This is a genomic window from Roseibium sp. (genome assembly GCF_051016195.1).
Taxonomy (GTDB): domain Bacteria; phylum Pseudomonadota; class Alphaproteobacteria; order Rhizobiales; family Stappiaceae; genus Roseibium.
The window spans coordinates 6,259,918-6,273,753 of the sequence record NZ_CP134616.1 but is presented as its reverse complement, the minus strand read 5'-3'; the positions used below and the strand labels follow the sequence as shown (position 1 = coordinate 6,273,753).

Below are 13,836 nucleotides of genomic sequence, written 5' to 3'. Positions count from 1 at the left end.
GGAAATGGCGAGAAGACCAGACCTCGGCTTTTTCGAGGGTGATATCGACTTACAAAAAGCGTCCACATGGCAGGCAGCAAGCGGACCTTTTGAGGAAGCGCGGAAGATCGATCCTTTGATCTATCGCTCCCTCACGTTTTCGCTTCTGGAGAATGAAGCCATATGGACGCGAGACTGGATTTTTGTGGGGACCACCGACGACATTCCCGAAGCCGGAGACCTGCTCCCCTATACGATCGGAAATCACGGGATCCACATCCAGCGGATGCCCGACGGATCGCTGGAAGGCCGGTTCAACAATGCCCAACATGGCGGTTGCCGCTTCGTCCCATTGCAGTGCCAACAAGGCAGCAAAACGAAGTGTTCCTTCACCTCTTGCGGCTATAGCCGCGACAGGGGGGCGATTTCTGCGGCGCAGGGTGAAGCTTCCGAAACGTTGATGTACCAGTATGTCGGGTTGAGGCCCGAACGTCTTCTGCGCATTTCCGTGGCCCGACAAGACAAACTCCTGTTTGTCAATCTCAACGGCCCGAACGAGCGGTTTGAAGTTGCGCAACTTGCCGGGAGCGACATCTTGCAGGCTTGCCGCTTCTCTGAGCGGATTGGCGCAACGACAAAAGAATACAGATGTAACTGGAAGACATTGGCAAATGCCCTCTTTGCCCACGTCGAAAGTTGTTGTCGCGACGGTCTGGTGTCGCTCTCAGCAGACATCGCGGTTGAAGACGGCACTGGGGTACAAGAGCAGGTATCCGCAACCTGGTTTTACCCGAACCTGATCCTGCTGCAAGCCGGCAACTACGTTGCAACGCTTGGCCTTCAACCGACAGCGCTGGAAAAGACCTTGTGCCGCATCCAGCTCTTTGCCAGCGGCACCATGACGAGCACCAACCAGCGCGAAACCGCTGAACGTCTGATTGAAATCGTGGGCACAACCGCCGAGGCAGTTCAGTCAAAATCCACTGCCTCTAGCCCGTTGCCGATGGATGATGCCGAGACACGAGAAAACCTTTCGCTGCAGGCGCACTGGGCACAATCCGTGCTGATCAGCCGGGTCCTGGCCATGCCGGAAGTGGAAGCACATGACCCCATGTTTCAGCCGCTCAAGAACTATCTGATCTAGCTGTTTCCGGAGGAACGCTTCATGACTGACATGCCGACAGCACCGACCATTGCCGATGGCATCGCCCATTACGTCGAGGGTGCATTTGATGCGGCGGCGGATATTTTCTGCAGGCTTTCGAACGAAGGTGACGCCGAGGCCATGATGTGGCTGGGGTCGTGCTACGCCAACGGAGAAGGCAAGCCGAACTCCGTGAAGGATGCATTCAAGTACTATCTTCTTGCGGCTGAAGCCGGTCAGGCACAGGCAATGACCAACGTGGGCGCGATGCTCGTCAATGGGCAGGGTTGTAAACGGGATCTCGACGAGGGAATAAAATGGCTGGAAGCTGCTGCCAATCTGAATGACGCTGGTGCACAGTTCAACCTCGCCACACTTTTCTCCGCCGGCAAGGACGTGGACATCGAGATAGACCGGGCTGCGGGCTGGTACAAGAGAGCGGCCGAACAGGGGCATTACCCGTCGCAGGCACGTCTTGGATATTGCTATCAGCATGGCGCGGGTGTCGAGAAGAGCCGTGTAAACGCTTATCTCTGGTATGCGCTTGCCGCGCAACACGGAGTCGGCACCGCGCTCAGTTCCCTTGAACGCATCATGGGCGAAATGTCCGCGGAGGAAAAACGGGAGGGTGCAGCCCTCATCCAGTCCTGGCGGCGCAAGACGGCAGCAGTCTCCAGCCAGGCTGTCCTTGATCCGACATTGCAGTGAGGATCGAGATGGAGCAGACCTACAGCGTTCAGCAGATCAAATTCGAGCTTCTAACCTATCTGCGTGAATTCGGCAGCAATGGTCCTGACTGGACCATCCAGTTGGCAACCGGCACCGACGACGATGCTGTGCAGGCCCTTGAGGAAGGGGGGGCGGAACGCACGATCTGGATTTGCAAACCGACCCTCAGTCCCAAGGCCGCTGGCATTATTCGGGATCACATGGTGTCCCGTTTCGGAATGAAGTCTCCAGACGCGGCGCAACCCATGGAAACACCGGGCCCCGAGCACAAATGGATTTTGATGTACCGGGAGGCGACACCCGATGCCTTTGCCTGATGCTCGTCCCGGTTCACTTCGGCGCACTGCTCTGACTGTTGCCGCGTTGCAGGGAGGCGATCATGCTGCTTGTTGACCGCATCATCGGAGACAGATCCGACGCGTCGTTGAGCCATCAGCTTCACCAACTTGAACATGCCCATGCAGTCGACTTTCTGGTGCTGCCCAGGAATGAGCTGTCTCGCCGTAGGTTTCGTGCGCGCTCCGAAGACGGGCTGGACGTTGCCATAACCCTGCCACGCGAGGAAAAGCTGTTCGACGGTGCGATACTTGCGCTCGATACGAGCTCGGCGCTTGTCGTGAAGGTGGAGGCAGACAACTGGCTACGTCTTCGGCCTGCGGACATGGCTGCGGCATTGCAGGTCGGCTTTCATGCCGGCAATCTTCATTGGCGGGTACGCTTCGACGGCGACGATCTGCTTATCGCCGTTGAACAGGAGCTCAAATCCTACCTTGATCGTCTCGAAGACCTGATAAAAAACGGCACCGTGATGCCGATAGAAAGCGGGGAAGACGGATGACGTCTCCGCTGACATTGCTGCGGCTTCTGCAGTGCAACGACAGTTCGTTTCCTTCGGGTGCTTTCGCTTTCTCCAGCGGCCTCGAAACGCTTGTCCAGGAAAAGCGCGTCAGTGGCCGTGCGGACCTCGAACGCATCATTGCAACGCAGATTCTTCCGCGCTGGCTGGCGTTCGACCGTTTTTTTCTAAACCAGGCTTTCGATAGTGCGTCCTCCTGTGCAGATACTTCTCCCGAGGACTGGAAAACACTTTCGGCTGTGGATGCTGAATGCCACATACATAATACAATCGACGCATTGGCTGTGGCCTCACGCCGTATCGGGCGCTCGCTCCTAAATGTGCACGCCCGGATAGGCACACCAGGAGCGACAGGCTACAAAGACTACATCATCGCAGAGGCGGCCGGACACAGTGCCGGCTATGAGCCGGTCGTTCTCGGGCTGATCTCAAGCGCCCTGCAGTTCGACAGGTGTCACGCGGAAGCGGTGGCTCTCAACAATTGCCTGCTCGGCGTGACATCTGCTGCCATTCGCCTTGGACAGATCGGTGCGATTGAAGCCCAAGCTTTGCTCGCTGAAGTTTCTGGCCTGGCAGCGGAGGCGCTAACGCAGCCGGCGCCGGCTTTCCCTAGCAGTTTTTCCCCCCTGGGCGACATTGCCATCATGCGCAAGGCGCAAAGCGGCGCAAACCTTTTTGCAACATGAGTACCGGAAAAAATCATGCTTCTGACGCCGACCGAACTTGAGAGACTTACCATCTTTTCCGCCGCCGAACTGGCGCGCAAAAGGCGCGCGCGCGGTAGACTGTTGAACGCTCCGGAAGCTGTTGCGATCATCTGTGACGAGATCCTTGAAGGCGCCCGTGACGGCCGCTCTGTCGCCGAGCTCATTTCGTTCGGTTCGACTATCCTCTCGCAGGATGACGTGATGCCAGGAGTGGTTGACCTCATTCCGATGCTACAGGTCGAAGCGACCTTTCCGGATGGAACGAAACTCGTAACTGTTCATGATCCCGTCCGTCCGGGCAAAAACGAGCCAGACGTTTCTGTCGGCATACCGGGTGAAATCCGCGCTGCGGCGGGCACGATCGATCTGAATGCAGGCCGCGAAACAACGAAGCTCCATGTCGTTAACAACGCCGACCGACCAGTCCAGATCGGAAGTCACTTTCACTTCTTCGAGGTCAACAGGGCCCTGGAGTTTGACCGCGAGAAAAGCTTCGGATTCCGCCTCGACATTCCGGCGGGCACGGCGGTTCGGTTCGAACCGGGCCAAAGCCGCGAAGTCGCGTTGGTGCGCTTCGGCGGGGCGCAGAAGATCGGTGGTCTCAACGCATTGACCAATGGACCTACCACTGACGCTGAAAAACAGGCCGCGCTGGAAAAGGCGCGGGCCGCCGGTTTCAAGGGAGCATAGTCGATGGTTGAAATCTCAAGATCTGATTATGCAGCGATGTTCGGTCCCACCAAGGGTGACGCGATCCGCCTCGGCGATACGGAGCTCTGGGCTGAGATCGAGTTCGACCATGCGGTCTATGGCGATGAATGCATGCACGGGGGCGGCAAGACCCTGCGGGACGGTCTGGGTCTTGTGCCGGGCAAGACAAGTGCGGAAGGCGTTCTGGACATGCTCATCTGCAACGTCGTCGTGATCGACGCCGTTGTCGGAATCGTGAAGGGCGACCTCGGCATCAAGGACGGAAAGATCGTCGGGATCGGCAAGGCCGGCAATCCGGATGTTATGGACGGGGTTGATCCGAGATTGCTTGTTGGAGCGTCCACAACGGTTCGGGACGCGGAAGGGCTGATCGCGACTGCCGGTGCGATTGACGTTCATGTGCATTTCGACAGTGCTCAGCTTGTCCAGCATGCGATGTCCAGTGGCATTACTACCATGCTGGGGGGGTCTCTCGGCCCGATCACGGTGGGGATCGATTCCGGCGGACCTTTCAACGTCGGCAAGATGCTGCAGGCCGCCGAAAACTGGCCAATGAACTTTGGCTTTCTGGGACGCGGCAACGCCCACAAACCGGAGGCTATGGTTGAGCAGATCAACACAGGTTGTCTGGGGCTGAAAATCCATGAGGACTGGGGCGCCATGCCGGCCGCCATCGACTGCTGCCTGAGCGTGGCCGATGAGCTTGACTTTCAGGTTCAACTCCACACCGACACTCTAAATGAAAGCGGGTTTCTGGAAGATACGCTCGCCGCCATAGGCGACCGGACGATCCATATGTACCACACGGAGGGGGCAGGCGGCGGCCACGCACCAGACATCATCCGCGTCGCAGGTGTCGCCAACTGCCTTCCGTCCTCGACCAACCCGACGAACCCATTCACGGTCAATACGTTTGATGAACACCTGGACATGACCATGGTTTGTCATCACCTCAATCCGTCCATTCCTGAGGACGTTGCCTTTGCAGAAAGCCGCATTCGAGCCCAGACGATTGCGGCTGAGGACATTCTGCATGACATCGGCGCGATATCCATGTTGGGGTCCGACAGCCAGGGGATGGGCCGCATCAACGAGGTAATCACCCGCACATGGCAACTCGCGTCAAAAATGAAGGTCCAGCGCGGCGCACTTCCGGAAGAACAGCTCGCGGGCGCCGACAATGAGCGCATCAAGCGCTACATCGCAAAGTACACGATCAACGCAGCCAGGAGTTTCGGGATCGATGCCCATATCGGCTCGCTCGAAGACGGGAAGATGGCTGATATCGTGCTGTGGCGGCCCGCCTATTTCGGCAGCAAGCCGGAGCTGATCGTCAAGGGTGGTTTCATCGCCTGGGGGGCAATGGGTGATTCCGCCGCCAGCCTCATGACCTGTGAACCTCTTCTTTTGCGTCCGCAATGGGGTGCTTTCGGACGGGCCGCGCAGGATTTGAGCGCGTGTTTTGTCAATCCGCGCGCCATCGAGAACGGTCTGGACCAAACGCTCGACCTGAAAAAGGCTCTCTTGCCAGCGTCCGGAACAAGAGTGCTTGGCAAGTCCGACATGCTGCATAACGACGCCTGTCCGCAGATCGACGTTGATCCGTCGACCTTCGACGTCTTCGTCGATGGCGAGCTGGCGACCTGCGAGCCTGCAACCGAACTGCCACTGGCCCAGAGGTACATGCTGAGATGAATATGCGTGACAGAATCTCCGGCCTTGGCGAGGCCTCGGTGACGAAGCCAATGAAAAGCCAGTATGCGGCTCGTATTGGCATTGGCGGGCCGGTCGGATCCGGAAAAACGGCTCTGATCGAGGCCCTGATTCCCTTGTTTTTGGAACGGGGAACAGATCTGGCGGTGATCACGAACGATCTGGTGACCAAGGAAGATGCGCGTCGCTTGCAGGCAAGCGGCCTCATCGACCCCGAGCGTGTTGTGGCGGTGGAGGCTGGTGCTTGTCCTCACACCGTCATTCGGGAGGATCCGACACTCAACATCGCGGCAGCGGATGATCTTGCGGCGACGTTTTCAGATCTCGATCTCATTTTGATCGAGAGTGGCGGTGACAACCTCGCCTCAACGTTCTCCCTTGATCTTGTCGATTGGTGGATGTTCGTGATCGATGTTGCGCAAGGGGACGACATTCCGCGCAAACGCGGTCCTGGAACGCTGCAATGCGATCTTCTCGTAATCAACAAGCTGGACCTCGCACCGCATGTATTGGTTGATGCCGAAGCCATACTTGCCGAAGCGTCAACCATTCGCGGCGAAAGACCGACGATCGGATGCGTATGCAAAGGCAGCGCGGTGCCAACCGGGTTGGATGACATCGTCGACCTGATTTGCGACCAGGTTCTTTTCACGGAAGCGGAGACCGTCGGATGAACGCTCCGCTTCCGGCGAAAACGTTGCGGACCATTCGAACGCCGGGAAGAAAACCGGTGGCGGCAAGCCTTTGCTTCCGCAGATCGCGAGGCAAGACGCATCTGTCACACCAGCTTGCGCCACATCCCTTTCACATTACCAGACCGTTTTACATGCATGGCGATCCGGAAGGCATGGCCACGCTCTACCTGCAATCAAGCGCCGGCGGTCTCTACAACGACGACGATCACAGCCTGGCAATCCGTGTCGAGAACCAGGCAAAGGCGCACGTCACCAGCCAGGCCTCGACAATCGTGCACGCCGGACACAATGGCGAAACCCGTCTCAGTGTGGACCTTGATGTCGGCACCGGCGGTTGCCTGGAATTCTGTCCCGATCCCGCAATCCTGTTTCCCACGGCCCGCCTGAAAAGTTCCGTCAACGCGAGGGTTGGCCGCGACAGTGTGCTGATGGTCTGCGATGCGCAACTCGCGCATGACCCGGAAGAACGCGGATCAGGATTTGATTATCTGGACAACGAGATCCGCCTCTCAGACACACAGGGAAATGCGTTCTTTGCAGATCGCACGTATGTTACTGGCGAAAACTGGATCAACGCAACTGGCGGCTATGCATGTGCCGGCACGTTTCTCTTTTGCGGCAGCGAGCAAAGCACAGCCGTTTCGATAGCCCTGGAGGCCTGTATTGCCGGATTTGACCCGTCAAGCATCTATGCCGGGCAAACGTTTGACCGGCACCGTTCCGTAGCGCTGGTGCGTCTCCTCGCCGCAACGGGAGCGGATCTCACGCGTGCGCTGCAAACGCTCTGGATGACAGCACGCGTTGCCTCAACAGGAGAGCTCCCCGTCCACCGCAAGAAGTAACACCGGTCCAACGACCCGCGAATGGCGTCAACCTGAAAGGAATGGAAGATGTACCACGGAGATATTTCGAGCAGCAACGACACCGTCGGCGTTGCCGTCGTCAATTACAAGATGCCCCGGATGCACACCAAGGCCGAGGTCATAGACAACTGCCACCAGATCGCAAACATGCTGAAGGGAATGAAGGTTGGTCTGCCAGGCCTGGATCTCGTTATCTTCCCGGAGTACTCGACGCACGGCATCATGTATGACGAGCGCGAAATGTATGAAACAGCCTCCGCTATTCCAGGTGAAGAAACGGCGATTTTCGCCGCAGCGTGCAAGGAAGCCAATGTCTGGGGGGTTTTCTCGCTCACGGGTGAGCGACACGAGGAGCATCCGAAAAAGGCACCCTACAACACGCTGATCCTCATGAACAATGAGGGTGAGATCGTGCAGAAGTACCGCAAGATAATGCCTTGGGTTCCGATCGAAGGCTGGTATCCGGGCGACTGCACCTATGTTGCTGAGGGGCCGAAGGGCTTGAAAATCAGCCTGATTATCTGCGATGACGGCAACTACCCGGAAATCTGGCGGGACTGTGCGATGAAGGGTGCCGAACTCATTGTGCGTTGCCAGGGTTACATGTATCCGGCGAAGGATCAGCAAGTGGTCATGTCCAAGGCAATGGCCTGGGCGAACAACGTCTATGTCGCCGTCGCCAATGCTGCCGGCTTCGACGGCGTCTATTCCTATTTCGGCCATTCCGCCCTAATCGGTTTCGATGGCCGGACCCTGGGCGAGTGCGGCGAAGAGGAGATGGGCATTCAGTACGCGCAGCTTTCCGTTTCTGCGATCCGTGATGCCCGTGCAAACGGCCAGTCGCAGAACCATCTCTTCAAACTGGTGCACCGTGGCTACACGGGCATGATCAATTCCGGCGACGGCGACAAGGGCGTCGCCGCCTGCCCTTATGAATTCTATACAAAGTGGGCGGAGGACCCGGAAGGTACTCGGGAAATGGTCGAAGCCATGACGCGCACGACCGTCGGAACCGAAGAATGCCCGATGGACAATATTCCCAACCAGAAGACTGCGGTGCACCGCTAACAGGCACACCGGCCCGGACAGCGTTTACTTGACCACACCGTTCGGGCCGCTCTTTCGTTTCAAAATCTCAACAGGTTGGTGAGCGTGCTGAAACAGGATTACATGATCCGGGCCGAACCGCCCTACTATCCGAGCGGCGACGAGGTTCACCTGTACAAGGCCGCTTACGCGGCCCGAATACCGGTTCTGCTTAAGGGCCCAACCGGCTGCGGAAAAACGCGCTTCGTGGAGCATGTCGCGTGGTCTCTTGGCAAGCCACTGATCACCGTTTCGTGCCATGAAGACATGACGGCGTCGGATCTGCTTGGTCGTTTCCTGCTTGGCCCCGAGGGCACTTACTGGCAGGACGGCCCCCTTACGCATGCCGTCCGCCTCGGAGCCATATGCTATCTGGATGAGGTGGTTGAAGCCCGTCCGGACACGATCGTTGCAACACATTCGCTGAGCGACGACCGCCGGGTCCTGGCGCTTGAAAAGAAAGGCGAGCTGGTTGAGGCACATCAGGACTTCCAGCTCGTCATTTCATACAATCCCGGCTACCAGAATATCTTGAAAGATCTGAAGGAATCCACGCGGCAAAGGTTCTGCGCGCTCGATTTCAGTTATCCGGAGGGAGAAAAGGAGGCCGAAATAGTCGCGAAGGAGGGCGGTGTTACGCAGCAAATGGCGCGTCAGATCGTCCAGCTTGGCGTAAAATCGCGGGCCATGCGCGGCAAAGGGCTCGCAGAAGGCGCCTCGACCCGCATGCTGGTTCATATCGCGCGGCTGACACGGCACGGAATGCCTTTGCCAAAGGCGACGCAAATGGCACTTATCACACCGCTGACCGACGACCCCGATATGCGCAACGCTTTGAGCGCTGTCGCAGATGCGTGTCTTTGAGGTACCGGCGGCCATGGAAACCCTTTCAAGGCGAACATGGCAACCAACCGGCCCATCAGCGGCAACAGATTCCCAAATCGCAAATCTCACGAACCTGTTTCCGGGACCCTACTTGGAGACCTGGACACAAGCTCTCACCCGTCTGAAAGGGGCAGGCTACGGCGAGCGCATTGCAAGGTGCTACCGTGAGGCCTCACTGAAGGTTGCCGAAGAGATTGGCCCGCAAGGTGCCATAGACCTGGCGAACACACTTTCGTTCATGACGATCAAGACGGGTAGCAACACCTCGGAAACCTTCTTGAAAGCCACATGCCTCGTCGCAACGCGCTGCGCTGACGCACAAGGCTTTGCAAAGTGGCTCACGCTGATGGCGGACTGCGCGCGGTCCGCCCCAAGGGCGATCCCTGCGGTGCTGGACCGGATGGAAATGCTCGCCGGCAGGCTGGACGTAGATGCGCTCGATGCCTGGATCCGCTCCGGCCTTCGGAGCGCAGAGGCTGATCCCGTGCGGCAACTGGCCTATTTCCGGCTGCAGACGCCAGAATCCGTGCGTGCGCTGGCACAGGAAGCGGGCGACGGGTCTTACGACACATTCGAGAGGGAAATGCGCGCTTTCCTGATTGGGCTGTACGGTCTGGATCTTCAGATCAGGGAGTTTCTGCCTGCAAATGTTCAGCCCGCCGATCAGAGGGCAACATTCGCGGACGGGGCAATCGCGGTGCCGGTGTCTTTTCCGGGCTACAAGGAAGATGAACTTCGTATGCTCTACAGGGCCAGCCTGGCCCATATCGGAGCACATTTTGCCTACACAAAGGTGCGTTTTCAAAAAGGTGGTCTTCGGCCTGCTCAGATTGCAACCGCTTCGCTGGTGGAGGATGCCCGTGTTGAGCACCTGGCCATGCGCGACATGCCTGGCCTCAGACGCCTGTGGGCGCCGTTCCACGCTGCAACGCCGTCACCGCTCATCACGGCACCAAATCTTCTCGAGTGCCTTGCCCGCGCTCTTTTCGATCCGGATTTTGTTCCCGTTCACGGCTGGATACGCAAGGGCAGAGAGATGTTTTTTTCTGCGCGCGACCAATGGGACGACCCTTCTCTCAGCCGACACATCGGCAACCTCCTCGGCAATGACCTTGGGCAGATGCGCGTGCAACTCAATGCCAAGGGCTATGTCGTCAAACCTGTTTACAGGGACGACAACACCGGCCTCTGGGACTTTGGAGATCGCCCCGAAAGAGCCGGCGAGCAAGATCTGGAACTGCAGATTGACAGCGCCCGGCTTCGGCCGCCTGACGAGCAGCATGTGTCGCCGGCACAAAGCAAAGCAAAAGCAGCTACGGAAAATGTTGAACGCGTCCGTGCCGTTTCAGCTGAAGACACAGCAGGCCGTGTGGTTGGGCGTTATCCGGAGTTTGACGGCAGGCTGAACACGGAGCGCAGCGACTGGACCACCATACGTCATTATCCGGCCAAGGCCGGCGACCCGGGCCGCTATGATGCGCTCCTGGAAGCGCGTCAGCCGCTGATCGACCGGCTGACAACGTTGCTCAGTGGTGCGGAACTTGGCGAGGCCCGAAAGGCCAGGCGGCAGTTGAACGGGGAGGCACTTGATCTCGAAGCGGCAGTCGATGCCTTGATAGAACACCATAGCGGTAAGCCGCCCGATCCGAGGGTTTTTGAACGGCGCATCGCGCGGCCGCGCAACCTCGCCGTCAGCATTCTGCTGGATACATCGCAGTCGACAGCCGATCCGGTCGGCAACACAGGCAAATCGGTTCTTGAACTTGCCGTTGAGGCGTCGATTGTCCTGGCTGTCGCGTTGAAGTCGTCGAGAGACGCGGTTGCCATTGATACGTTCTGTTCGGCAGGCCGCCAGGATGTGCGGTTTACGCCTATCCTGAGTTTCCAGGATCCTCTGACCGCGGAAACCGGAGCGTTGCTGACCGGCCTGAGCGCCGGTTACTCCACTCGTCTCGGCGCGGCGCTGCGACATGCCGGAAGTGCTCTTGCCGCCGTCGCCGCCCACAGGCGCCTGATCCTGCTCCTTAGTGACGGTGAGCCTTCCGACATAGATTGCGCGGACCCGAACTATCTCTTCCTCGATACCAAACACGCCATTCGCTCCCTGTCGCAGTCTGCCATAGACGTTTTCTGTGTCGGGCTCGGGGAGGGGCCAACCGAAAAACAGGCAGCATTATTTGGCCGCAGCCGCTTTGCGCAGGTTGGCAACCTGCAACTGCTGCCGGAAAAACTGGCGGCCCTTTATGTGAGCCTGTCCCGATGAAAAGACGGATGCATCGTCAGAAACCTGCTGCGACTTCCCAGAAAAGGAAAAGACATGATGACCGGTACGATTGATCTTGAAACGCTTTCTGTGACAAAAATCGCCGACGGGCTGTCGGACGGAACATTCACCGCGGAGGCCTTGACCGAAGCAAGTCTGGCGCAGGTCGCGAAGCTCAACGGCACCTACAAGGCAATCATATTCGAAAATCCGGAAGCACTCGAAACGGCGCGGCAAATCGACAGACGGCGCGCCGCTGGCGAAAGGCTCGGGCCACTCGCCGGGGTTCCAGTCGTGGTGAAGGATCCGATGGACATGAAGGGGTTTCCCACGACCGCTGGCTGGCATCTCCTTTACAGCAAAACCGGGGGCACCGATCTCATGCCTGGAACCGACTCACCCGTCGTTGCCAGACTGCGGGCAGCTGATGCCGTCATTCTTGGCAAAACAAACGTGCCGGTGCTCAGCCACACGGGGACGCACGCAAATGACAGCTGGGCCGGGCCGACGATCAATGTCGTGCTTGAAGACCGGGTGCCTGGTGGCAGCAGTGCAGGGACGGCCTCGGCGGTCGCCTGCAACATGTGTGTGGTCGGTCTCGCCGAAGAAACCGGCGGCTCGATCCAGAACCCCGCCTCCGCGCACGGCCTGGTTGGCATCAAGCCGACAATTGGTCTTGTACCGAATGCCGGGGTTGTGCCGCTTTCCGACAACAGGGACGTTGTCGGTCCGATTGCCCGAACGGTTACGGATGCTGCGCTGTGTCTGGATGTTTTGGCAGGCTGGACCGCCGAAGACCCGAAGACGCTGGCTGGCGTCGGCAAGGTTCCTAAAGGTGGCTACACGTCAAGCTTGGCCAGGGACGCGCTCAACGGCAAGCGGCTCGGCCTCTACGGGCCGGGATGGCGGCCCGACGTCCTTTCGGATGAAACGCTAGCGCTCTATGAGCGCGCCAAAACCGAACTGGAAGCCGCCGGTGCGATTCTGGTTGCGGATCCATTCGCGGGAACGGAGTTTGCCGAATTGCGAAAGCCGACACCGCCAACATCACACTTCGACGGCAGGGGTCTGGAATCCATAGCCTACGATGTCGACTGCTACCTGAAACGCCTCGGCCCCGACGCGGCGCTGAAAAGCTGGCCGGAATTTGTCGAGGCAGTCAGCGAGGAAGACCCGTTCTCCGAGGGCGGTGTCCTCAGTTTCCTGCCGTCGCTTGCAGACTTTCGCAAGGCGATGGAAGCGCCACTTTCTCCGCCGGAGATGCCCGAATTCATGGCGCTGAAAGCGAGCTATCTCACCCTTTTGGACAAGGTGTTCAAACACCATTCACTGGATGCACTTGTGTATCCGCAAATGCAATATGAGCTGCCGGGATTGCACTCTGGCGAGGTGATCCTGGAAACGACCGTTGGAGAACTCAACATCGCCGGGACACCGGGTGTTACAGTGCCCGCTGGTTATTATTCGTCCGGCGCTCCGTTCGAGCTGATCTTTCTTGGGCGTCAATGGACCGAGGCCGAACTGATCGCAATGGCCTTCGCCTATGAACAGTGGACGCTCCATAGGAAACCTGCCGTGTAGTGAAGTTTGGGGTCCTACGTATCCAAGTCTGCGCAACCTCTGCCGAGCACCCGAAGCTTATTTTCATCCGCAACACAAGTAATGGCTGCCTCCTGCCCTAAACGGCTGAGCATGCGTTCGCCTGAGACCATTTTGCTACGGACGGCAATCAAACACCCGAGAGTGCATGACCGATCCTCCCCAAATTGGTGTGTTGGTGCTGTTTGGCATCGCCGGTGACGTGGCACAGTCGGGTTCCGACGAACGCGAGGTGCTAGGGAACTCGCCAGCCACAAGGCGGACATCAGTTCAAAAACACTCAGCGGTGACCACAATACTACACGGATATCTGACGGTTCGAGTTTCAGTTTTTGGTCGGTTGATTGGCAAAGTCCCTTTGCCTTTCCATTTCCCTCCCCCATTCCAATCCAAAGAGCAAGCCGTCTGAAAGTCGTTATGCTTGGACGCAGATGTTGGACAGTATGGACAATATTGGACAGCAAGTACGCCAACCGAACATCTTTGCAATTCTATCTATCTGAACGGCTCGGACAGCATGGACGGGAGATTTTTTGATAAGTCTGACAGGGGATGTCTCTTGTTTAATGGGTAGTTGAGAAGCTCTCTCGTGCTTCCCTATTGCTT

General features: G+C 58.2%; 13 protein-coding genes. All 13 read left to right on the top strand.

Features of this window, described 5'->3' with window-relative positions; translation table 11 throughout:
- Window positions 1–4: 4 nt before the first annotated feature.
- A complete protein-coding gene (locus RDA78_RS28455) occupies window positions 5–1,123 on the top strand; it encodes a ring-hydroxylating oxygenase subunit alpha (RefSeq protein ID WP_434053105.1) in 1,119 nt (372 codons plus the stop codon).
- A gap of 21 nt (window positions 1,124–1,144) precedes the next feature.
- Window positions 1,145–1,831, top strand: coding sequence for a tetratricopeptide repeat protein (locus RDA78_RS28450; protein WP_434053104.1), 687 nt, complete (start codon window positions 1,145–1,147; stop codon window positions 1,829–1,831).
- An 8-nt stretch (window positions 1,832–1,839) separates the two neighbouring features.
- Window positions 1,840–2,169: a hypothetical protein gene (locus RDA78_RS28445; RefSeq protein WP_434053103.1), complete on the top strand. Its 330-nt coding sequence runs from the start codon at window positions 1,840–1,842 to the stop codon at window positions 2,167–2,169.
- 62 nt (window positions 2,170–2,231) lie between these two features.
- On the top strand, window positions 2,232–2,690 hold the full coding sequence (gene ureE / locus RDA78_RS28440; RefSeq protein WP_434053102.1) for an urease accessory protein UreE: 459 nt from the start codon (window positions 2,232–2,234) through the stop codon (window positions 2,688–2,690).
- Window positions 2,687–3,394, top strand: a complete 708-nt coding sequence (locus RDA78_RS28435) for an urease accessory protein UreF (protein ID WP_434053101.1) — start codon at window positions 2,687–2,689, stop codon at window positions 3,392–3,394. The genes ureE and RDA78_RS28435 overlap by 4 nt, the downstream gene beginning before the upstream one ends.
- 15 nt (window positions 3,395–3,409) lie before the next feature.
- Window positions 3,410–4,105, top strand: coding sequence for an urease subunit beta (locus RDA78_RS28430; RefSeq protein WP_434053100.1), 696 nt, complete (start codon window positions 3,410–3,412; stop codon window positions 4,103–4,105).
- A 3-nt stretch (window positions 4,106–4,108) separates the two neighbouring features.
- Window positions 4,109–5,821, top strand: a complete 1,713-nt coding sequence (ureC, locus tag RDA78_RS28425) for an urease subunit alpha (protein ID WP_434053099.1) — start codon at window positions 4,109–4,111, stop codon at window positions 5,819–5,821.
- Between the two features lie 50 nt (window positions 5,822–5,871).
- The gene (ureG, locus tag RDA78_RS28420; RefSeq protein ID WP_434056229.1) at window positions 5,872–6,513 is read left to right on the top strand and encodes an urease accessory protein UreG; all 642 of its coding nucleotides are present in this window, start codon (window positions 5,872–5,874) and stop codon (window positions 6,511–6,513) included.
- Window positions 6,510–7,376, top strand: coding sequence for an urease accessory protein UreD (locus RDA78_RS28415; RefSeq protein ID WP_434053098.1), 867 nt, complete (start codon window positions 6,510–6,512; stop codon window positions 7,374–7,376). The genes ureG and RDA78_RS28415 overlap by 4 nt, the downstream gene beginning before the upstream one ends.
- A 48-nt stretch (window positions 7,377–7,424) precedes the next feature.
- A complete protein-coding gene (locus RDA78_RS28410) occupies window positions 7,425–8,465 on the top strand; it encodes an aliphatic amidase (RefSeq protein ID WP_434053097.1) in 1,041 nt (346 codons plus the stop codon).
- 102 nt (window positions 8,466–8,567) lie between these two features.
- Window positions 8,568–9,347, top strand: a complete 780-nt coding sequence (locus RDA78_RS28405; RefSeq protein WP_434056228.1) for a CbbQ/NirQ/NorQ/GpvN family protein — start codon at window positions 8,568–8,570, stop codon at window positions 9,345–9,347.
- A 112-nt stretch (window positions 9,348–9,459) separates the two neighbouring features.
- Window positions 9,460–11,631: a nitric oxide reductase activation protein NorD gene (locus RDA78_RS28400; RefSeq protein WP_434053096.1), complete on the top strand. Its 2,172-nt coding sequence runs from the start codon at window positions 9,460–9,462 to the stop codon at window positions 11,629–11,631.
- 57 nt (window positions 11,632–11,688) lie between these two features.
- A complete protein-coding gene (locus RDA78_RS28395) occupies window positions 11,689–13,212 on the top strand; it encodes an amidase (protein WP_434053095.1) in 1,524 nt (507 codons plus the stop codon).
- The last annotated feature ends 624 nt before the right edge of the window (window positions 13,213–13,836 follow it).

Excerpts from the sequence above, each read along its gene's own strand:
- RDA78_RS28395 (WP_434053095.1), top strand. The coding sequence starts at position 11,689 with ATGACCGGTACGATTGATCTTGAAACGCTTTCTGTGACAAAAATCGCC.
- ureG (WP_434056229.1), top strand. The coding sequence starts at position 5,872 with ATGAAAAGCCAGTATGCGGCTCGTATTGGCATTGGCGGGCCGGTCGGA.
- RDA78_RS28430 (WP_434053100.1), top strand. The coding sequence starts at position 3,410 with ATGCTTCTGACGCCGACCGAACTTGAGAGACTTACCATCTTTTCCGCC.
- RDA78_RS28450 (WP_434053104.1), top strand. The coding sequence starts at position 1,145 with ATGACTGACATGCCGACAGCACCGACCATTGCCGATGGCATCGCCCAT.
- RDA78_RS28415 (WP_434053098.1), top strand. The coding sequence starts at position 6,510 with ATGAACGCTCCGCTTCCGGCGAAAACGTTGCGGACCATTCGAACGCCG.
- ureC (WP_434053099.1), top strand. The coding sequence starts at position 4,109 with ATGGTTGAAATCTCAAGATCTGATTATGCAGCGATGTTCGGTCCCACC.
- RDA78_RS28455 (WP_434053105.1), top strand. The coding sequence starts at position 5 with ATGGCGAGAAGACCAGACCTCGGCTTTTTCGAGGGTGATATCGACTTA.
- RDA78_RS28405 (WP_434056228.1), top strand. The coding sequence starts at position 8,568 with ATGATCCGGGCCGAACCGCCCTACTATCCGAGCGGCGACGAGGTTCAC.
- RDA78_RS28445 (WP_434053103.1), top strand. The coding sequence starts at position 1,840 with ATGGAGCAGACCTACAGCGTTCAGCAGATCAAATTCGAGCTTCTAACC.
- ureE (WP_434053102.1), top strand. The coding sequence starts at position 2,232 with ATGCTGCTTGTTGACCGCATCATCGGAGACAGATCCGACGCGTCGTTG.
- RDA78_RS28410 (WP_434053097.1), top strand. The coding sequence starts at position 7,425 with ATGTACCACGGAGATATTTCGAGCAGCAACGACACCGTCGGCGTTGCC.
- RDA78_RS28435 (WP_434053101.1), top strand. The coding sequence starts at position 2,687 with ATGACGTCTCCGCTGACATTGCTGCGGCTTCTGCAGTGCAACGACAGT.